The following is a 20,003-nucleotide window of genomic DNA, read 5'->3' as shown; positions in this document are numbered from 1 at the left end:
CACCATTGATAAATATTTAAAAACGCTTCAATTTACATTGAGGCGTTTTTTTATAAAGAACTCATCTTGACTTTTTTGATTGTAGCGAAAATTAGTTATTTTGAATTAGTTTGAAGGCTTTTTTGAGTTACATAGCTGAGCTACGGAAGGAAAAAAAGACAAAAACAGGTTCAAAAGAGCAATTTTTTAGTCAATTGAAAAAAGCCATGATGAGTTCAAAAATAAGTTCAAACTAAAATGCTTTACTCTTTAATATTATTGGTATTGAAATCCGTTTTAAGTAAAGAGTAGATTTCACTGTCTAAGTACACACCATTATAAAAATAATTTTCTCTAAAATAAGCTTCCTTTACAAATCCGAATTTCTTCAATATGCTTCTAGAACTTTCATTTTCAGGGTTTATATTAGCTTCTAAACTATGGAGGTTTAAACGATTAAATCCAAAATTGAATATTAGATTCATGGCTTCTCTCATTAATCCCTTTCCCCAAAATTCTGGCATTAAAGTATAACCTATTTCTGCTCTTGAATTTTTATTATCTATTTTAAAAAATGCAAAGTCACCTATAAATTTTTCAGAATCCTGAACGGTCATATGTCTATCCGTGTCCATATAAGACATAACTTTTTCATTAGAACGAATTAATTGCACCTCTGAAGCATCAGACAATACGAACTGTCTAAGAAGAAGTCGTTCACTTTCTAGCTCTGGGAAGTTCTTGAAGTAGCTGTTATCAATCATAAATATTATAGCGCATTACAAAAAGTCCAATATAAATAATGATTAAGACTCTAAATTCCATTTTTTAAGTAACATTAAGTTAATCAACTTGATTGGTCAATTCCTCTTTTATTAAGTGATTAACACCTAGTTTTTAAGTTTATGATAATAAAATGCGGGTAATAAAAGTATTAAAATAATAGGCTGAATGAGAAAACGCCTCATATTAAAAAACAAATAATATTGTTCTTGTTTGGGGTTGCTTACAAAATACAGATACAGTAAAATTAACACAGCAAAAGCAACACTATAGATGATTGCTGAAAATTTGATAACACTTTTATCCTTAAAGAATAGATATAATATACCCAATGAAATAATGGTGTTCATCGCATACCGAAGCGTAGTAAACGCAGTGACCTTAAAAACTTCCCGTCGTGGACTATCTATATATAGATAGTCATTTTGGAAGAATATCAAATACGGATCGTAGAATAACTCATTTTCGAAAAACCGAATAAGGATCAGCAAAATGAACAACAAAAAGACGCCTATGTATGTGGTGGTTTTATGCATTCTTTTTATTCAATTTAGAAAAACGATTGACCCAAAATATCCATAACAAAAACACCATTCCATAAATAATCCCAGGAAAAATAACATTGTGTAACAGGTTGGCATGTTCTGGATAATGATATAAACCTATGGTTAAAATTACAATTCGCAACAAATTAACAGCATAAATTAACACACTTCCGGAAAGGATGTAAAACAAGGTTGTTTTAAATGCCCCTGAAAATGCCACTATAAAAGATAGAAATAGAATGATGATGCTCACGCCATTGCAACCTTCAATAATTCGCGCCAGATAGGTGCCGTTTAAAATAAGCTTCATTGAGGGCTCATCTGGATGCGGAATGAGTACGGCATGGTATCCAAAGGAATTCAACAAGGACTCCGTTTGAATAGCCACCAAATGCGTAAAATAGTCTGGATAGTATATCGACCCGTCTGATGCATCTAAATACAGATTGTATAGAATGGTCAACACCATATACACCAACAAAAAAGTAAGAATAAACTTTATAACAGACTTATATTTTAATAAAAGTGTTTTCAACAGTAAGCTCTAAACTTATTAAGTTAAATTTTATAAAACTGAATATCGAAATTACACCTTTTTAAATACTTTTGCCAAAACTTTTTAAGTTATGACTTTTGAACCCCTAAGAACTCAAGTAAACAGCATTATGAAAAATAGTAAATCTGTAGATGCGCGTTTGTTAGAAATTTGTGAATTACTCGAATCAAATATCCCCTATTACAACTGGGTAGGTTTTTATTTTAAAAATGGCGATAAAAATGAACTCAAATTAGGGCCTTACGTTGGGGAACCTACAGATCATACCATCATTCCTTTTGGAAAAGGCATTTGTGGGCAAGTCGCACTAAGTAATGAGAATTTTGTGGTGCCAGATGTTTCTGCTCAAGATAATTATATTGCCTGTAGTATTACCGTAAAAGCAGAAATTGTAATTCCAATTTTTATTGACGGAGAAAACATAGGTCAAATAGATATCGACTCCAATACGCCTCACCCTTTCTCAGAAAAAGACGAACGGTTTTTAGAGTTTGTTTGTCAGAAAGTTGCCGAAATTTTATAGTTGTTAACAACTTCCCTTTTTAGTTGAAAAAAGAGTCTTTTTTTCCAGTATCCCTATAACTCCTTTTGCATTAAATAATTACTTTTGCACTCATAAAACCACCTTGTATTAGAATCAGTATTCAGGCTTTTAAAAATTAAACAAACAACACGACAACATGAGCAACCAAAAAACAATTAAATCGGCTTTAATTTCGGTTTTTAGCAAAAACGGTTTAGAACCTATTGTACAAAAATTAAATGAACAAGGAGTGACCATTTATTCTACAGGCGGAACTCAAAAATTCATTAATGATTTAGGTATCAATGTTGTCCCTGTTGAAGATGTGACCTCCTATCCGTCTATTTTAGGTGGCCGTGTAAAAACACTGCACCCTAAAGTATTTGGTGGCATTTTAAATAGACAAAATCATGCTGGTGATGTAGCCGAGTTAGAATCTTATGACATTCCACAAATTGACGTGGTTATTGTAGATTTATACCCCTTTGAAAAAACGGTAGCTTCTGGTGCTAGTGAACAAGATATTATTGAAAAAATAGATATTGGTGGTATATCGTTAATTCGTGCTGCTGCTAAAAATTATGCTGATGTGATTTGTGTGTCCTCAGTTGATGATTACGCTGAATTTTTAGAGCTTATTTCTGAAAACAACGGAAGTATTTCTGAAGAAGACAGAAAACGTTTTGCTGGAAAAGCTTTTAACGTATCTTCACATTATGACACAGCTATTTTTAATTACTTTAATCAAAATCATGATGAAGCTGTATTAAAGATTAGCGAGACTAATGGAAAGGTTTTACGGTATGGCGAAAACCCTCACCAAAAAGGATTTTTCTTCGGAAATTTCGATAAACTCTTTACAAAACTTCATGGAAAGGAATTAAGTTACAATAACCTTTTAGATGTTGATGCTGCGGTAAACCTCATGTTAGAATTTAAAAATGACGCGCCTACTTTTGCTATTTTAAAACATAATAACGCCTGTGGTTTAGCACAACGTGACTCGCTTCATCAAGCCTATGTTGATGCCCTAGCAGGCGACCCTGTTTCAGCTTTTGGCGGGGTTTTAATTAGCAACAAAGAAATTGATTTAGATACCGCTGAAGAGATTCATAAATTATTCTGTGAAGTGGTTATTGCACCTTCATTTGCTGCCGAAGCTTTAGAAGTTTTAAAAGGCAAAAAGAACAGAATTTTACTTGAAATTCATGACGTTGAAATGCCTAAAACCAATATAAGAAGTTGTTTAAATGGTGTTTTAGTACAAGACAGAAATACTATTACAGATACGGCTAAAGGTTTAAAACATGTAACAAACAATAAACCAACACAAAATGAGTTAGATGACTTAATCTTTGCTTCAAAAATTTGCAAGCACACCAAATCGAACACCATCGTTTTAGCAAAAAACAAACAATTATGCGCTAGCGGAACAGGACAAACCAGTCGTGTTGATGCTTTAAATCAAGCCATCCATAAAGCACAATCCTTTACATTTGATTTAGAAGGAGCAGTTATGGCAAGTGATGCTTTTTTTCCGTTCCCAGACTGTGTTGAAATTGCAAAAAATGCAGGAATTTCGGCAGTCATTCAACCGGGTGGCTCTATTAAAGATCAGCTTAGTATTGATTTTTGCAATGCCAATAACTTGAGCATGGTTATGACTGGAACACGTCATTTTAAACATTAAACGATTATTGACCTTAGATCAATTCAGAATTTATCCGAATTTCGACCAAAGGACATAGATATTTATCAACTTTTATTACATTTACAAGATTACTTTTTTTGAACCTATAAAACCACAAATTACATATGGGATTTTTTGACTTCCTGACAGAAGATATTGCAATAGATTTAGGTACTGCCAATACGCTTATTATTCACAATGACAAGGTCGTTGTTGATGCGCCTTCTATAGTTGCTAGAGATAGGGTCTCTGGCAAAATTATTGCCGTTGGTCAAGAAGCCAGTTTAATGCAAGGAAAAACCCATGAGAACATCAAAACCATTCGCCCGTTAAAGGACGGTGTTATTGCAGATTTCGATGCTTCAGAGCAGATGATAAGTATGTTCATTAGAAACATTCCCGCATTAAAAAAGAAGTTTTTTACACCAGCTTTACGCATGGTCATTTGTATTCCTTCAGGGATTACAGAGGTGGAGATGCGTGCTGTTAAGGAAAGTGCAGAACGTGTTAATGGTAAAGAAGTGTACTTAATACATGAACCTATGGCTGCGGCCATTGGTATTGGTGTAGATATTATGCAACCCAAAGGAAACATGGTCGTGGATATAGGTGGTGGTACAACTGAAATTGCAGTCATTGCGCTTGGTGGCATTGTCTGTGATAAATCTGTTAAAATTGCGGGAGACGTATTTACTAACGATATTGTTTATTACATGCGTACCCAACACAATTTATATGTTGGTGAACGTACTGCTGAAAAGATAAAAATCCAAATTGGTGCTGCTACTGAAGATTTAGAATTACCTCCAGAAGACATGAGTGTTCAAGGGCGTGATTTACTAACAGGAAAACCAAAACAAGTTCAAATCTCATATAGAGAAATAGCAAAGGCATTAGATAAATCGATTCTTCGTATTGAAGATGCGGTTATGGAAACGCTTTCACAAACGCCTCCAGAATTAGCTGCCGATATCTATAATACCGGTATTTATTTAGCAGGTGGTGGGTCTATGTTACGCGGACTGGATAAACGATTATCCCAAAAAACAGACTTGCCGGTTTATATTGCAGAAGACCCATTAAGAGCCGTTGTTAGAGGTACAGGAATTACACTTAAAAACCTACCTAAATACAAGAGTGTATTGATTAAGTAACAAAGACTAAACAGTCCCATAACTCATGCAACAGATTATTAATTTCATAATAAGAAACAAATCTTTTTTGTTGTTCTTGTTGCTATTTTCTTTGGGTGTTTTTTTTACCATTCAGTCGCATTCCTACCATAAAAGTAAATTTATCAATTCGGCTAATTTTTTAAGTGGTGGCATTTACAATTCCTTAAATGGTTTTACATCATATTTTAGTTTAAAATCTCAAAACGAGATGCTTTCCGAAGAAAACAAGCGCTTAAAGGCCATCGTATATAATTCTGGACGTGACCAAGATTCTACTTATATCGATACAGCTTCCTATGGCGAAAATTATCAGTTTAGCACTGCTAAAATTATTAGGAATAGTTACAGTGCCTCAGCCAATATTTTACTTATAAACAAAGGGCGTCATGATAGTATAAATGAAGATTTTGGTGTTATTACCAGCAAAGGCATTGTTGGTATTATCAATAACGTAAGTAATAATTACGCAACGGTAATTTCTGTTTTAAATACAACCAGTAAGATTAGTGCACAGTTACAAAAAACAAACCATTTTGGTACGCTCACATGGGATGGCAACAGTACGGCATATGCACAATTAACAGATATTCCTAAAATAGCACCCCTAAAAACTGGAGATACTATTGTTACTTCTGGCCGATCTTCCATATTTCCTAAAGGTATTCCAGTAGGTACTGTGGCTAATTTTAATTTAGGTGAAGCCGAAAATTACTACACCATTAATTTAAAGCTTTTTAATGATATGACTAATTTGGAGCACATTCAAATTATTGAAAACAAAAATAGTCCAGAGATAAATACTTTATTGAATGAATAACATTATCTCTATACATACCATTCGATTTTTTTTTCTACTGCTTTTTCAAGTACTCATATTCAACCATATTAACTTTTTGGGTTATATCAACCCATATATTTACATCCTTTTTATCATTCTTTTTCCCATCAAGAATGACCGTTCAACGTTTCTGATCTTGAGTTTTTTATTAGGATTAGCTATTGATATGTTTCAGGATTCTGGAGGGATGCACGCCGCCGCATCCGTTAGTATAGCTTACGCAAGACCTGTTATTCTTAGATTTGCATTTGGAGTTCAATATGAAAACCAGACCGTAAAGTTCCATAATTTAGAATTCGGATCTAAACTGACCTATTTCACCATATTAACCCTATTGCATCATCTTGTCCTATTTTCTTTAGAAATTTTTAATATGTCTAGGATAATTTTAGTGTTACAAAAAACGTTATTTTCAGGTATATTCACTATTTTACTTTGTATACTACTAACTACTATTTTTAGTAAGAAAAAACGATGAGACAATTTTTACTTTTCATAACTATTATTCTTGTTGGTCTTTTGTTTTTATCAAGACTATTTTACTTGCAAGTCTATTCTCCAAACACCCAGAGTTTGTTTGAAGACAATGCTATTAGAAAAGTATATGATTACCCGAAGCGCGGCTTTGTTTATGACAGAAATGGTGAGCTTCTAGTAGCAAACCAACCTTCCTATGATGTCATGGTCATTCCTCGTGAAGTCAAAGCCCTAGACACTTTAGAGTTTTGCTCCCTGTTGCATATTGACAAAGAACAGTTCTTAAAACAATATAATAAAGCCAGACATTATTCTCCGCGATTACCCTCCGTTTTTGTATCGCATCTTTCTAAGGAAGATTATGCTGTGCTTCAGGAAAAAATGCGGAAGTTCGAAGGGTTTTATATCCAGAAACGTTCTTTAAGGGAATACCAAACTTCAATTGGTGCAAATGTTTTAGGTTTTATTGCCGAAGTTAATCAAGCCACGGTTGATAAAAATGCCTATTATAAAAGAGGAGATCTTATCGGAAAACAAGGGGTAGAACTCTCTTACGAAAAGGAATTGAGAGGCACTAAAGGCATTAAATTTATACAAAAAGATAGATTCAATAGAAATATTGGGCCCTATAAAGACGGAAAGTTTGATACCATTCCAGTTCAAGGAAAAGATATTACTATTACCATTGATGCAGAATTACAGGCCTATGGTGAACTTTTAATGCAAAATAAACGCGGTGGAATTGTTGCCATAGAACCAGCTACGGGTGAAATTTTAACATTAGTATCCGCACCCACATACAATCCTAATTTACTGGTGGGCAGAAAGCGATCTAAAAACTATACAAAACTTTATACTGACACCATTAGCACACCACTTATTGATAGAGGTCTTTTGAGAATGCATGAACCTGGGTCACCTTTTAAAGCCTTAATTGCTTTAACAGCCCTTCAAGAAAATGCCATTACACCTAACACAACCGTTTTTTGTACAGGAGCCTATCATTATGGAGGAAGAAAACCGATGGGTTGCCACTGCGGTGGCGGAAAGCGTAATTTAAACTTGGGGATTGCAAAATCATGTAACTCCTATTTTGCAAACGCCTTTAGGAAAACTATTGATAAAGATGGAGACGCCTATACCGCCATGAATACATGGAGCGATCATATTAAAAGTTTCGGTCTAGGTGATTTTTTAGGTTATGATTTGCCTATTGGAAAAAAAGGCAATATCCCAGATGGCGATTATTATAACAAATGGTATCCAGATTTTAGATGGGGGGCAACCACCATAATCTCCAATGCTATTGGCCAAGGTGAAGTTCTTGTGACCCCAATTCAATTGGCAAATATGACCGCGGCTATCGCAAATCGAGGACATTACTATACACCCCATATTATTAAAACTATTGAAAACCAAAAACTAGATTTAAAATATACAACACCTAAATATACCAGCATAGACAAACAACATTTTGAACCAGTAGTCCAAGGCCTTTATGATGTTTATAACAAAGGAACGGCTCATTTTTTACAAGTTCCTGGAATAGAAATTTGTGGAAAAACTGGTACGGCTGAAAATTTTACTAAAATTGACAGTGTGAGAACGCAACTTACAGATCATTCTATATTTATAGCTTTTGCTCCAAAGGACAATCCTAAGATAGCCATTGCCGTTTTTGTTGAAAACGGGTATTATGGTGCACGTTGGGCAGGTAGGATTACCAGTTTGATGATTGAAAAATACATTAAAGGAGAGGTATCCTTAAAGTATATGGAAAAGTTAGTTATGGAGAAAAGTTTGGAAGAAGAATACGCAAAACCTTATTCTGGAGAACCTTTTAGAATCAATTATTAATGCTAAGAGAAACTGACAAACATTTTAAATTCGACTGGATTACCATTTTTCTTTTTTTATTATTAGTTGGCTTTGGTTGGCTAAATATCATGTCGGCATCCTATTCTGGCGGAGATATCAACTATTTTAATCTCTCTGAACCTTACGGCAAGCAACTCATTTTTATATTGTTAACCTTTGGGCTAATCGTCGTTATACTATCCATTGACACTAAGTTTTATGAACGGTTTTCAAGCGTCATTTATATAATCTCTATGCTGTCCTTAGTTGGGTTATTTATATTTGGTAAAAATGTAAATGGCGCCACGTCATGGTACGCCATTGGCGGTATGACATTCCAACCAAGTGAGTTTGCCAAGGCTGCCACAGCACTTGCAGTAGCGAAATACATAAGCGATTTAAATACCAACATTAAGAACTTTAAAGATCAGATAAAAACATTTATTATAATTATCATACCTGCAATTTTAATTCTTTTGCAAAACGATGCCGGGAGCACTATCGTTTATGCATCCTTCTTTTTTGTACTGTACAGGGAAGGGCTTCCGCAAAGTTATTTAAACACAGTCATCTTACTGATAATTATAGCCGTGAGCGCTTTAAAGTATGATGTTATGATTTCTGTAATTGTAGCTTTTCTACTTATTTTTGGTTATCGGTTTTTTAATAAAAAAAAAGCACCTTTACTTCGGTCTGTAGTTGTATTTATGGCTGCTATTGCTATTGCCTTTGGTATAAAATTCTTTTATGAAAGTGTTTTACAACCCCATCAGAAAGACCGTATTAGTTTATGGTTACGATTAGAGAAAGATCCTGAAAAACTAGAATTTATAAAGAAAACTACGGCCTATAATTTAAATGAATCTGAAAAGGCAATCGGTTCCGGTGGCATCACTGGCAAAGGTTTTATGGAAGGAACCCGTACTACAGGTAAATTTGTACCTGAGCAGCACACCGATTATATATTTAGTACGGTTGGAGAAGAATGGGGATTTCTAGGTAGCGCAGTTGTGGTCATCGTTTTTGTTTTGCTTTTAATTCGTGTACTGCATCTGGCAGAATCGCAAAAATCACAATTCAGTCGCGTTTACGGCTATTCCGTAGCGTCCATTTTATTCTTGCATTTCCTAATCAATATTGGTATGGTCATGGGACTCATTCCAACAGTAGGCATCCCGCTTCCATTCTTTAGTTATGGCGGTTCAGGACTATGGGGATTTACTATTTTACTCTTTATTTTTGTAAAGTTAGATTCGAACAAAATTAATGAGTGGTAGCTTTTCTACTTTTTCAACTCTAATTTATCTGCGAAATAATCACAAAAATCTTTCATGGTTGCGGTCATTTTTTCGTCTTGTGTAGCGCGATTAAATGTATCGCTCATAGCCACCAAAGTTTGATGAAAAAAGACTTTCATTTCATCAACTGGCATATCTTTTGTCCACAAATCAATGCGCAGGGTTTCTTGCGATTTTGCATCCCAAACAGAAAGCATCATGGCTTTAGCTTCTTCATTTGTGATACCGCCATCTTGTGCGGTCCAATGTAATGTTTCTGGCACCTTGTTATCATCCAATTCAACTGTAAGCTCTATTTTTGATGTATGTGGATTTGACATTATTTACGTGGTTTAAACTTTGAATTATTAAATATTTCTTTGGGACTTTTTATGAGCATCTCTTTTAACAACACGTCATTCTGATTCATATACGCCCTAACTATTTGCCATCCTATATATTGACCAAGGCGCCCGGGAGAATCACTATCGATATCTTCTAAATAAAATTTAGTAAACGGTGCTGGGTTTATAAATCGTTCTGGTAATTTTGAGTCTGTACTGAATAGCATTTCACGTTCAACAAAATAACTCCAAATATAACTTTCGTTAGACAGTGCCCAAATTAACTCGTCTGCTGTATAACCTATCCGTTCTGCTTCGGTTTTAAAAGGAAGCATCAAGTCTTTAAAATAAAGCTCTTTTCCGAAATATATCATTTCGTCAAGTAAGGTTTTATTTTGCTTTTGATAAATGTACTTCTTTGCATATTCTGAAGCTAAATCCACAACAATCTGTTCTTTGTTCATAGTAGCTCTTATGAATTTCTGAATACCTTCATAAAATTCGTGCTCACTTCCCAAATAGGTATCAATAGAAATCAACACAATTGTATCTGTTACTATTATCTTATTCCTATAATCAACAGATGATGTTGCCGTTATAACTCGTGGCGTTCTAAACTCAGGAAAATAATATTTAAGATGATTAAATAAGGATTCTATTTCAGCCTCGGTAGTATCAAAAGAAGGAAACGTTTTGCTCACTGCTTCATGAAGCTGAACCTGTAAAGTATCCTTCATTTTACCAACCCAAAATGAATCTGTATATTTTTCAGAAAACATAAACGGATAGGCTTGTTTCAACTTTGGTAAATCGTTTGGGGTTGCTTTTCCGAATAATACATCGAATCGCTCTACCTCAATATTTGTATTAATGCCGGCAATATCGGCTTCCAATTGCCCTTCATCTTTGCAGGACATGGTCATTAGAATGATAGCCAAAAACAATATTAAATTTTTCATATAAACTTAAACGACATAAATTTTTATTAATTGGGTGTTTCCTTTATTTTTGTTTGCAAAGGTACTATTCTTACTTTAAAATTCATCGTATATGCAAACAGAAAAAGTGGTAGATTATATTGTTAACTGGTTAAAAGATTATGCTTTGAATGCGGGAGTTAATGGCTTTGTGGTCGGTGTCTCAGGAGGTATAGATTCTGCAGTAACCTCAACATTATGTGCCAGAACAGGTTTGGATGTTTTATGTATTGAAATGCCTATACATCAAGCAGAAAGTCATGTTACCAGAGCACATGAGCATATTGCGCAATTGCTGCTGCGTTTCCCTAATGTTAGTGATACCAGAACCGACTTAACACCCGTTTTTGAGACTTTTAAGAATGAGGTGTTTTTTGATGGTGATCAAGCCACTGTAGATATGGCATTGGCTAATACCCGAGCCCGCTTACGTATGACAACACTATATTACTATGCTGGACTTTATAAGTTATTAGTCGCTGGCACAGGAAATAAAGTTGAAGATTTTGGTGTTGGTTTTTACACCAAATACGGTGATGGTGGCGTAGATTTAAGTCCTATTGCCGATTTACTAAAATCTGAAGTTTATGAATTGGGAAAGTTCCTGGAGGTTCCTGAATCTATTATGGAAGCAGCCCCTAGTGATGGGCTTTTTGGAGATACTAGAAGTGATGAAGACCAAATTGGAGCCTCATATCCAGAGTTGGAATGGGCCATGAAAATGGATGAGGATGGAAAAACAATAGATTCTTTTTCAGGGAGGAATGCTGATGTTTTTAAAATATACAAACGCTTTAATACTACAAATAAGCATAAAATGCTACCTATCCCCATTTGTGATATTCCTAATAACTTGTTATAAGTTTTGCAGAATAATGATTTAATTATTACATTTACACCAATAGCTAAATCTCTCTAATATAACCACTTCTAAATCGGTTATAAATAAAACGGCTAATAACGATTATGATAAAATTATTAATAGCAGATAATCATCCGATTGTCAGAAAAGGACTTGAAGTTCTTTTTTCAGCAACTTCTGATATTGAAGTAGTTGGAAGTGTAGATGATGGCGAAGCCATCTTAGAATTCATTAAGAAAAATTCTGTGGATGTCATTCTAATGGAAACCGATTTTCCCAAACTTAATGGGCTTACCGTTTTACGTTATTTGAAGTCCGATTACCCAGACATTAAATCGCTTATTTTTAGCGCACAACCCGAAGAGGTTTACGCTATTAATACCATTAAGGCGGGTGCATCAGGATACTTATCAAAATCTGTAAATATTATTACCATTACAGAAGCTATCTTAAGAGTGGCAGATGGTGGTATTTATTTGAGTAACGAACTTACTCAACAGGTTGCGTTTGGTACCAGAACAAATAAGTCTGGATCGTTTTACAAAAAACTGTCGACTCGTGAATCTGAGGTTTTAAAACTTCTAACTATTGGAAGAAAGAATAAAGAAATCTCTAAAGAACTAAATATCAACGAGAAAACGGTTAGTACATACAAAGCGCGTTTGATGCGAAAACTAAAAGTTAGCAATTTGATTGATTTGGTCAATCAAGCTAAGCTTAACGAATCATCATAACACGCGGTTAAGTTTTCTAGATAAAAGCATTTTTAGACCCGAATAGTCTTTTACTTCTTCAAGTACATTTCTATTCGTGTCACTTATGTTTTGTAATGTCTCTTGCTGAAATTCTTTGACTTTTTGGTCTATTAAATAGCATCTCAAACTCAAAACGGTTTCGCTAACTAGTTGGGCAATACTACTGTTTTTTGCTTTAGGAAAAATGTTCATGCGCTCCCAATCGTCAAGATTATAGCGTTCATCTTCCATTAATATGGTGGTTATTTCAGAACCCATTTCTGAATCTACTGTATTTATGAATGTCTTTAACTCAAAATCTGGATTTTGGTTTAAAGCTTCAATAATGGCATAATATAAGGTTTTGAAATGATCATTAGAAAACTGCATTTCGTCATCTTGCAAATCCAAGAAGACCTTTTCGAATACTTTTGAACTATGAATAACTGGTTCTAAAACGAGTTCACCCTTGTCATTTTCCTTCATCATTAAATCTTCAAAATCCTCTGTTTTATTACCATAAAGTAATAAGATCTCAATAATTTTTCGCTCTAATACATATTGAACATCCACCTTTGCAACAGGCTGTTCGTGCCTAATCACATCAAAGGCCTTTTTTTCCTTTTGATAGGTTTTATTCTCTTCTTGAAACTCTTTTTTATTGATTTGAGCCAAGGTACTAAATAAGACTTCTTCACTAATGTCCATTATTTTTGAACATTCCTGAATATAGATTTCCTTCTTTATTTGATCGGGGATCTTGGCGATACTGTTGACAATATCACGGACCGTTTCTGCCTTTCTTATAGGATCGTTTTTAGAATCTTCAAACAAAACAGAGGCCTTAAATTGTATAAAATCCTTGGCATTCTCATCTAAATACAATGCTAACTCCTCAAGGGTGTTTTGTTTTGCAAAACTATCTGGGTCTTCGCCTTCTGGAAAGCTACAAACCTTTACATTCATGCCTTGTTCCAAAATCAAATCGATACCGCGTAACGAGGCCCGCATCCCTGCGGCATCACCGTCAAAAAGTACGGTGATATTTTTTGTTAATCTATTTATTAGCCTAATTTGTTCAGAAGTTAACGCGGTTCCAGAAGAGGATACCACATTTTTTATCCCCGTTTGGTGAAACTGAATCACATCGGTGTAGCCTTCTACTAAATAGCAATTATCTTCTTTGGCAATACTTTGTTTTGCGTGGTAAATACCATACAACACTTTGCTTTTATGATAAATATCGCTTTCAGGAGAATTGACATATTTAGCGGCTTTTTTATCATTGATTAAAATCCTGCCACCAAAACCTAACACGCGACCACTCATACTTTTAATAGGGAACATAACACGTCCTTTAAAACGATCAAAACGTTTATCTTCCTTAACTATGGTGAGTCCTGTTTTTTGGAGGTAATCAATATTATATCCCTTTTTTAAGGCTTCATCTGTAAAAGCTTGCCAATCGTTTAGTGAATAGCCTAAATCGAATTGCTTAATGATTTCTTCAGTAAACCCACGTTCTTTAAAATAGCTTAATCCGATAGATTTTCCTTGATCTGTTTTATGTAAAATCTTCTTAAAATAGCTGTTGGCAAATTCGCTAACCAAATATAAACTTTCACGTTCATTGGCCTGCTCCTTTTGCTCGTTGGACTGCTCTGTTTCTTCAATTTCTATATTGTACTTTTTTGCCAAATACTTAATGGCTTCCGGATATGTAAAATGTTCGTGTTCCATTAAAAAGGCCACCACATTACCGCCTTTACCACTACTAAAATCTTTCCATATTTGTTTTACGGGCGAGACCATAAAACTAGGGGAACGCTCGTCGCTAAACGGACTCAGCCCCTTAAAATTGCTGCCAGCTTTTTTCAACTGAACAAAATCGCCAATAACCTCCTCTACACGGGCGGTTTCAAATACTTGATCTATAGATGATGGTGCTATCAAATTGGTGATTGTTTTAGCCTGCGTTGAACTTTTTTAAATTGGAATAATTTTGCAAAAACAGGTTTCTGCCTTTACTAAAAATGCTAGGTAAAAATACTATAAACAATTCATATTAAAAATGGAACTCATTTAAATTCTTTGTAAAAAGAAAAGCCCCCTAATATAGAGGTCTGCTTTAATTTTGATGGAAATTAATCTAAATCAAAACGTACGCCAACCGAAATATTATTCTGGTCTACTAACTGATCTTTAAAAATAGGGGATAAATCATACTTTACGTATAGTGCTGTGTCACCAAAAGCTAAATAAGTACTTAATCCGTAAACTAAATTTGTGGTGTTAAAACCACGTTTTTGTTTATCCTTAACACGCTCACCATCTAATTCATATTTTAATTTTTGGCGTGTTCCAATGTTAAAACCGCCATAGCCCCCAATACCAAATTTAAATTTGTTGTGGGTAGAATACCTGAAATACGTGTCTTTTTCTATTTTTTTAGAAGGTCCAAATTCAAAATGTACGGGAAACACTAAATTTGTTATAGACAATTTGGACTTTTTAAGATTTACTGGGAATTCCTCTAATACCGTTTGGTCTCCCTGTTGGACAAAATAACTATTATCAGTAGGCTTTAATCCGTTTATTTGGAGCGAGTAGCCGTATTTAAATCGAAGAAAATTGGAGTTTTTAAATACGCGTGTTTTCCATGCCCAACCTATTTCAAAAAACCGAGATCCGCCAAACTTATACGGTGAATCATCTAAGTTTTCACCTTCAATTATCGCATTATTCAAACCAAAAGCGAGTACCAAATCGCTTGAGGTTCTTCGGTCATACTTTCTGGGTTCATTTTTGGACTTTATGCGTATCCCTGCAAAATTATCGCCTTCTTCCCCACCAATGCTAAAGCCTAATTGCGAAATATCTTCGTCATCATTCGCTCTATAACCTTCTTCATTACGTTCTAAAAGTGAAATTTTGTTATCAATAATAGTTAGTCTGTTTTCAATATTAAGCACGCGCTTTTCTGCCAATTGCTTCTTTAAAGCATCAGCTTGGTCATTTGTAATTTCTCCGGTATCTAACCTTAGATTAATGGCTTCAACTTCAATTTTTAAAAAGTCACGCTCTTGTGCTTTTATGTCATCTTTTAACTTCTTTAAATTTTCTATTTTTTCCTGGTTATTACCCGTTGGAATAGAGTCTTGCGCACTGATGAGCTGCACATGGAATAAGAGCGCTACAAGAGCCACATACTTAGTAATTGTTTGCATAACTGTTCGTTTTTTGTCCCATAATGGGCATTTGTTAATGATTATTGATGATGAGATTTCTGTTTTTGTATGAATAACAACTAATCGTTCCGTTGTGCCACTGCTGTTTTTACCGATTTATAACTAGCCTTTATGGCTTCAAAAACTTTACTTCTAAATGATCGTTCCAAATCGTCTTCGACATCCTGCAATAACGCATTGGCGTCCACAATACTTTCAGATTTAGTTAATAGCCTATTCCGTTTTATATCGGCCTCAGCTTCCCGCAGTAGTGCTTCAATGGCTTCATCTGTCACCGCAATATTATTTGTTTCCAAAATTTGTACTTGAGCTACAAGACCCTTGATTTTCTGTGATTCCAGATTTAACGGCTTTGGCAACAAGTCCAGTGATTTATTAATAGACGTCTCTGCCCTTCTATTTGTTTCGTTCACAACCTCCACTTTGGCTAGCGGTGTTGTCTTTTCTGAAATCGAATTTTTTAATATTTTATCATTGGGTTGAGATGCTTTTGATTCATTTAAAGTTTTATCAACCGTTTCTTTCTCATTTTCAGCAACAACATCTGAAGAAATAATTTGAGGGCTGACCACTACTTTTGGTGTATCTTCTTGTGCTTCCTTTTGGTTAATAAATTGTGACACCACGAACAGAGCGCCTACTACACTCGCCGCTAAACCCAGCCACCAATATGGCTTTTTATTTTGGGTCTTTTCTTGATGCTCCAAGCGTTCAGATAATTTGTCCCAAGCGTCGGTTGTTGGTTGCAAACTGCGTTTTTCAAGCTGGTCTTTAATATGTTCTTCAAATTTAATGGGTGCCATAACTTGCTGTTTTATTTAGTTCTTTTACTTGTTTTTGTAATACTTGACGGGCCTTATATAACTGTGATTTTGAAGTACCTTCGGATATTTCAAGCATCGTCGCAATTTCATGATGTTTATAGCCTTCAACGGCATACATTATAAAAACCATTCTATACCCTTCTGGTAGCTTATCTATAAGTTGCTGAATGTCGTCAACACCAATATCGTCTCCTATACCATTGGAATAATCATTTTGAGACATATTTTCATCTTCAATAAACTCAATAGGCTTTAATTGTCTTAAATATGAAATGGATTCCCGTACCATAATACGCCGTATCCAACCTTCAAAACTACCAGCATTCTTGAATTGTTTTAAATTTGAAAAAACTTTAAAAAACCCATTCAACATGGCTTCCTCTGCTTTTTGCAAATCCTTAATGTAAAACCTACAAACACTCAACATTTTGGGTGCATGTATTTCAAATAATACATGCTGTGCCTCTCGATTATTTCTAATCGCTCGCTTAATTAGCGTCGCTTCGTTTTTATGGAGTTGAATGACTTTCAAAAGTGGCTTCATTTTTAACACCAAGTAAAATTTAATATTATGAGTTCAATTTTTTCTTTTTTAATTTCTACGCGTTTAAAAATAAAACCATAACTATGGCTATGCTTTGATTTTCTGCCTTTACAAATTAAAAAATAATTAAACATCACTTTTCATGATATTAAACATTACTTGGTGTGCTTCTATTTATAAAGACGTGAATTTTGTACAAATGGTTGCCTGAGACTAAAAATTTATTTAATAAAAATTTCAAACACATAATAATTTAATTTATTATTTCGATTCATATTAGAAATTATTTTTAAATATATCCTTAAAATCTAAAATAATAATTAAATAAAAATCAATTTCATTGAATAATTTTTAAAATCTTGGTATATTTAGAGAAAGCCGTTTCTATGAATAATGACTATCTGTTTTCTAGCTACGATAGACTTCCAGATACTTGGGATGAAATGTATAGCAATCAAACAAAATTACGCTCTCAATATGAATTAATCAACAACTACTTAAGAAATACGTCTTCTGAAGTAATATTTAAAAAAGAAGAACTCTCAAAACAATTGTTTATGAGTCAGGGCGTGACATTTACGGTCTACAATGATAATGAGGGTATTGAGAAAATATTCCCTTTTGATATCGTTCCTAGAATTATTACGGCTTTGGAATGGGATAAAATCGACCGCGGTATTAAACAACGTATAAAAGTTCTTAATCTGTTTATTAAGGATATTTATCATGACCAATTTATTATTAAAGATGGCATTATTTCTGCCGATTTAATTTATTCATGTCCCAATTTTCTACGTGAAATGAAAGGCGTACAAGTACCCCACGATATTTATGTACACATTGCTGGCGTTGATTTAATTAGGAATAATGATGGTGAGTTTTATGTTCTTGAAGATAATTTAAGAACGCCATCTGGGGTGAGTTATATGCTTGAAAATAGAGAAATTTCAAAGCGCATATTTCCAGGTATTTTGCCTAAAAATAATATTCGTTCGGTATCAAATTATCCAAATCTACTTTATAAAAAGCTTCAAGAACTTTCGGATGTAAGCCATCCCAACATTGTGTTGCTCACTCCAGGCATCTATAATTCGGCTTATTATGAGCATACCACATTGGCAAGACTTATGGGTATCGAGTTGGTTGAAGGACGGGATTTAGTGGTTAAGGATCATATAGTATATATGAAAACAACGAATGGGTTAAAACGTGTGGATATTATTTACAGACGTGTGGATGACGAATATTTGGATCCGTTGGAATTTAAAGCTGAAAGCACGCTTGGTGTTGCTGGTATTATGACAGCCTACCGAAAAGGTAATGTAAATATAGTAAATGCACCAGGTACAGGAATTGCTGATGATAAAGCTATTTATATCTATGTGCCCGATATGATTAAATATTATTTAAATGAAGAACCCATCTTGAAAAATATTGAAACCTACCAAATGGGTCAACCTGATGAATATAATTATGTCGAAAAAAATATTAGAACCATGGTTCTTAAAAAAGTTGATGGTAGTGGCGGCTATGGTATGTTAATGGGACATCAAGCCACAGATGACGAGATTGTGGACTACATGAACACCGTTAATAAAAACCCGAATTCTTTTATAGCACAGCCTATTTTAAAATTATCTACGGCCCCGTGTTGCATAGACGGGCAGTTATCGCCAAGGTGTATCGATTTAAGACCTTTTGCTCTCTCTGGAAGTGATGGCATTGATATTACACCAGGTGGCCTAACAAGAGTTGCACTTAAAAAGGGATCGTTAGTTGTAAATAGTTCTCAAGGTGGCGGTAGTAAAGACACTTGGGTAATCCAATAAAAAAATAAAATATGTTAAGTAGAGTCGCAAATAATCTTATTTGGTTGAATAGATATATGGAACGCGGAAATGGTATAGTAAGCTTGCTTAAGGTGAATTTCTCTGCCAACCAAGATTCTCCTGAGCTGTTTTCTTGGACGCCAATTATTAAAAACTATACCACTAAAGAAAGTACATTTACAACGGAAGATCCTATCGAATGTATTGACTATATGGTATTCAATCCAGATAATTCTAATTCCATATTAAATATTGTGACTAAGGCAAGAGAAAATGCCCGAAGTGTACAAGAACATATTTCGCGAGAATTATGGTTATGCATAAATAATTATTTTCTCTTTTTAACCGATAAAGAGTTGTCCAAAAACTTAAAAGAAGAAGACCCTATTGTCTTTTTAGATCGCCTTAAGTCGTTTCATTTATTGTATTATGGTAATATGGATATCACCCAAGAACGCGGGGCGTCTTATTATTTTATGAATGTTGGAAAATACTTAGAACGTGTTATACAAATTACAGATTTCACAGCCTTAAAACTTACCGAGATCTCAAAGACTTCAGATAGTTTAGAACAAAGTTTCTATTGGAAAAACCTCTTATTATCAATTGGCGGGTATCAACTATATTTAAAAAAACATAAATCCACCTTTCAAGAAGATCATGTCATTACTATGGTGTTTCAAGATAAGTTGTTTCCAAGATCCATTTATTACTGTGTGAATAAGCTCAATAGGCACATAAATTTATTAATAGAAAATGATGAACTTGAAAAAAATAATCTAGAATTTTTACTTGGAAAGCTAGAAAGCACTATAAAATACACTACTATTGACAGTATCAACCAACAAGGTCTTGACAATTTTATTAAAGAGATTAAAGAAGACATAAAAAGTATTTCTTTAAGTATCAATACGGTTTACTTTTCACACGCTAATTAAGAT

The 20,003-nt window shown here is 34.2% G+C and carries 20 protein-coding genes; 11 read left to right on the top strand and 9 right to left on the bottom strand.

Annotation, left to right across the window (positions count from 1 at the left end; all coding sequences use genetic code 11):
• Nucleotides 1-242: 242 nt before the first annotated feature.
• From FAF07_RS11975 to xrtF, 3 genes are all read right to left on the bottom strand, one after another.
• On the bottom strand, nucleotides 243-743 hold the full coding sequence (locus FAF07_RS11975) for a GNAT family N-acetyltransferase (protein WP_142785325.1): 501 nt from the start codon (nucleotides 741-743) through the stop codon (nucleotides 243-245).
• A 126-nt stretch (nucleotides 744-869) separates the two neighbouring features.
• Entirely contained in the window at nucleotides 870-1,298 is a 429-nt protein-coding gene (locus tag FAF07_RS11970; RefSeq protein WP_142785324.1) for an exosortase F system-associated membrane protein, read from the bottom strand.
• Nucleotides 1,291-1,842: an exosortase family protein XrtF gene (gene xrtF / locus FAF07_RS11965; RefSeq protein ID WP_142785323.1), complete on the bottom strand. Its 552-nt coding sequence runs from the start codon at nucleotides 1,840-1,842 to the stop codon at nucleotides 1,291-1,293. Before xrtF ends, FAF07_RS11970 begins: the two co-directional genes overlap by 8 nt.
• 91 nt (nucleotides 1,843-1,933) lie before the next feature.
• Here xrtF and FAF07_RS11960 point away from each other — a divergent pair, with 91 nt between their 5' ends.
• The 7 genes from FAF07_RS11960 to rodA all read left to right on the top strand — a co-directional run bounded on the left by FAF07_RS11960 (nucleotide 1,934) and on the right by rodA (nucleotide 9,700).
• Nucleotides 1,934-2,386: a GAF domain-containing protein gene (locus FAF07_RS11960; RefSeq protein WP_142785322.1), complete on the top strand. Its 453-nt coding sequence runs from the start codon at nucleotides 1,934-1,936 to the stop codon at nucleotides 2,384-2,386.
• Between the two features lie 157 nt (nucleotides 2,387-2,543).
• A complete protein-coding gene (purH, locus tag FAF07_RS11955; RefSeq protein WP_142785321.1) occupies nucleotides 2,544-4,076 on the top strand; it encodes a bifunctional phosphoribosylaminoimidazolecarboxamide formyltransferase/IMP cyclohydrolase in 1,533 nt (510 codons plus the stop codon).
• A gap of 125 nt (nucleotides 4,077-4,201) precedes the next feature.
• Complete coding sequence (locus FAF07_RS11950; RefSeq protein ID WP_142785320.1) at nucleotides 4,202-5,230, top strand: rod shape-determining protein; 1,029 nt, start codon at nucleotides 4,202-4,204, stop codon at nucleotides 5,228-5,230.
• Nucleotides 5,231-5,255: 25 nt separating this feature from the next.
• Entirely contained in the window at nucleotides 5,256-6,068 is an 813-nt protein-coding gene (gene mreC / locus FAF07_RS11945) for a rod shape-determining protein MreC (protein WP_142785319.1), read from the top strand.
• On the top strand, nucleotides 6,061-6,567 hold the full coding sequence (locus tag FAF07_RS11940; protein ID WP_142785318.1) for a rod shape-determining protein MreD: 507 nt from the start codon (nucleotides 6,061-6,063) through the stop codon (nucleotides 6,565-6,567). The genes mreC and FAF07_RS11940 overlap by 8 nt, the downstream gene beginning before the upstream one ends.
• Entirely contained in the window at nucleotides 6,564-8,423 is a 1,860-nt protein-coding gene (mrdA, locus tag FAF07_RS11935; RefSeq protein WP_142785317.1) for a penicillin-binding protein 2, read from the top strand. Before FAF07_RS11940 ends, mrdA begins: the two co-directional genes overlap by 4 nt.
• Nucleotides 8,423-9,700, top strand: coding sequence for a rod shape-determining protein RodA (gene rodA, locus FAF07_RS11930; protein WP_142785316.1), 1,278 nt, complete (start codon nucleotides 8,423-8,425; stop codon nucleotides 9,698-9,700). The genes mrdA and rodA overlap by 1 nt, the downstream gene beginning before the upstream one ends.
• 5 nt (nucleotides 9,701-9,705) lie before the next feature.
• Here rodA and gldC read toward each other — a convergent pair whose 3' ends face one another.
• Nucleotides 9,706-10,041: a gliding motility protein GldC gene (gldC, locus tag FAF07_RS11925; protein WP_142785315.1), complete on the bottom strand. Its 336-nt coding sequence runs from the start codon at nucleotides 10,039-10,041 to the stop codon at nucleotides 9,706-9,708.
• Nucleotides 10,041-11,003, bottom strand: coding sequence for a gliding motility lipoprotein GldB (gene gldB, locus FAF07_RS11920; protein ID WP_142785314.1), 963 nt, complete (start codon nucleotides 11,001-11,003; stop codon nucleotides 10,041-10,043). The genes gldC and gldB overlap by 1 nt, the downstream gene beginning before the upstream one ends.
• Before the next feature lie 91 nt (nucleotides 11,004-11,094).
• Here gldB and nadE point away from each other — a divergent pair, with 91 nt between their 5' ends.
• Both nadE and FAF07_RS11910 read left to right on the top strand, forming a co-directional pair.
• Nucleotides 11,095-11,883 (top strand): NAD(+) synthase, encoded by a 789-nt coding sequence (gene nadE / locus FAF07_RS11915; RefSeq protein ID WP_142785313.1) that lies wholly within the window; start codon nucleotides 11,095-11,097, stop codon nucleotides 11,881-11,883.
• 104 nt (nucleotides 11,884-11,987) lie between these two features.
• Complete coding sequence (locus tag FAF07_RS11910) at nucleotides 11,988-12,617, top strand: response regulator (protein WP_142785312.1); 630 nt, start codon at nucleotides 11,988-11,990, stop codon at nucleotides 12,615-12,617.
• Here FAF07_RS11910 and dnaG read toward each other — a convergent pair.
• From dnaG to FAF07_RS11890, 4 genes are all read right to left on the bottom strand, one after another.
• Nucleotides 12,612-14,570 (bottom strand): DNA primase, encoded by a 1,959-nt coding sequence (dnaG, locus tag FAF07_RS11905; RefSeq protein WP_142785311.1) that lies wholly within the window; start codon nucleotides 14,568-14,570, stop codon nucleotides 12,612-12,614. The genes FAF07_RS11910 and dnaG overlap by 6 nt on opposite strands.
• A gap of 191 nt (nucleotides 14,571-14,761) precedes the next feature.
• A complete protein-coding gene (locus FAF07_RS11900) occupies nucleotides 14,762-15,844 on the bottom strand; it encodes a hypothetical protein (RefSeq protein WP_142785310.1) in 1,083 nt (360 codons plus the stop codon).
• 80 nt (nucleotides 15,845-15,924) lie between these two features.
• Nucleotides 15,925-16,668: a hypothetical protein gene (locus FAF07_RS11895; protein WP_142785309.1), complete on the bottom strand. Its 744-nt coding sequence runs from the start codon at nucleotides 16,666-16,668 to the stop codon at nucleotides 15,925-15,927.
• Nucleotides 16,655-17,233 (bottom strand): RNA polymerase sigma factor, encoded by a 579-nt coding sequence (locus tag FAF07_RS11890; protein ID WP_246067693.1) that lies wholly within the window; start codon nucleotides 17,231-17,233, stop codon nucleotides 16,655-16,657. Before FAF07_RS11890 ends, FAF07_RS11895 begins: the two co-directional genes overlap by 14 nt.
• Before the next feature lie 359 nt (nucleotides 17,234-17,592).
• On the opposite strand from FAF07_RS11890, the gene FAF07_RS11885 reads away from it, so the two are divergent.
• Nucleotides 17,593-19,062, top strand: coding sequence for a circularly permuted type 2 ATP-grasp protein (locus tag FAF07_RS11885; RefSeq protein ID WP_317130294.1), 1,470 nt, complete (start codon nucleotides 17,593-17,595; stop codon nucleotides 19,060-19,062).
• An 11-nt stretch (nucleotides 19,063-19,073) separates the two neighbouring features.
• A complete protein-coding gene (locus FAF07_RS11880; protein ID WP_142785308.1) occupies nucleotides 19,074-20,000 on the top strand; it encodes an alpha-E domain-containing protein in 927 nt (308 codons plus the stop codon).
• Nucleotides 20,001-20,003: the final 3 nt, after the last annotated feature.

Origin of the sequence: Changchengzhania lutea, from assembly GCF_006974145.1 — a bacterium.
Lineage (GTDB): Bacteria > Bacteroidota > Bacteroidia > Flavobacteriales > Flavobacteriaceae > Changchengzhania > Changchengzhania lutea.
The sequence above is the reverse complement of the archived record's forward strand: the minus strand, read 5'-3'. Positions and strand labels throughout refer to the sequence as shown.

Coding starts and splice junctions, on each gene's coding strand:
- FAF07_RS11940 (WP_142785318.1), top strand. CDS start 6,061: ATGAATAACATTATCTCTATACATACCATTCGATTTTTTTTTCTACTG.
- FAF07_RS11975 (WP_142785325.1), bottom strand. CDS start 743: ATGATTGATAACAGCTACTTCAAGAACTTCCCAGAGCTAGAAAGTGAA.
- gldC (WP_142785315.1), bottom strand. CDS start 10,041: ATGTCAAATCCACATACATCAAAAATAGAGCTTACAGTTGAATTGGAT.
- FAF07_RS11910 (WP_142785312.1), top strand. CDS start 11,988: ATGATAAAATTATTAATAGCAGATAATCATCCGATTGTCAGAAAAGGA.
- mrdA (WP_142785317.1), top strand. CDS start 6,564: ATGAGACAATTTTTACTTTTCATAACTATTATTCTTGTTGGTCTTTTG.
- nadE (WP_142785313.1), top strand. CDS start 11,095: ATGCAAACAGAAAAAGTGGTAGATTATATTGTTAACTGGTTAAAAGAT.
- rodA (WP_142785316.1), top strand. CDS start 8,423: ATGCTAAGAGAAACTGACAAACATTTTAAATTCGACTGGATTACCATT.
- FAF07_RS11900 (WP_142785310.1), bottom strand. CDS start 15,844: ATGCAAACAATTACTAAGTATGTGGCTCTTGTAGCGCTCTTATTCCAT.
- mreC (WP_142785319.1), top strand. CDS start 5,256: ATGCAACAGATTATTAATTTCATAATAAGAAACAAATCTTTTTTGTTG.
- FAF07_RS11960 (WP_142785322.1), top strand. CDS start 1,934: ATGACTTTTGAACCCCTAAGAACTCAAGTAAACAGCATTATGAAAAAT.
- FAF07_RS11890 (WP_246067693.1), bottom strand. CDS start 17,233: ATGAAGCCACTTTTGAAAGTCATTCAACTCCATAAAAACGAAGCGACG.
- FAF07_RS11970 (WP_142785324.1), bottom strand. CDS start 1,298: ATGCATAAAACCACCACATACATAGGCGTCTTTTTGTTGTTCATTTTG.
- FAF07_RS11880 (WP_142785308.1), top strand. CDS start 19,074: ATGTTAAGTAGAGTCGCAAATAATCTTATTTGGTTGAATAGATATATG.
- FAF07_RS11950 (WP_142785320.1), top strand. CDS start 4,202: ATGGGATTTTTTGACTTCCTGACAGAAGATATTGCAATAGATTTAGGT.
- FAF07_RS11895 (WP_142785309.1), bottom strand. CDS start 16,668: ATGGCACCCATTAAATTTGAAGAACATATTAAAGACCAGCTTGAAAAA.
- gldB (WP_142785314.1), bottom strand. CDS start 11,003: ATGAAAAATTTAATATTGTTTTTGGCTATCATTCTAATGACCATGTCC.
- purH (WP_142785321.1), top strand. CDS start 2,544: ATGAGCAACCAAAAAACAATTAAATCGGCTTTAATTTCGGTTTTTAGC.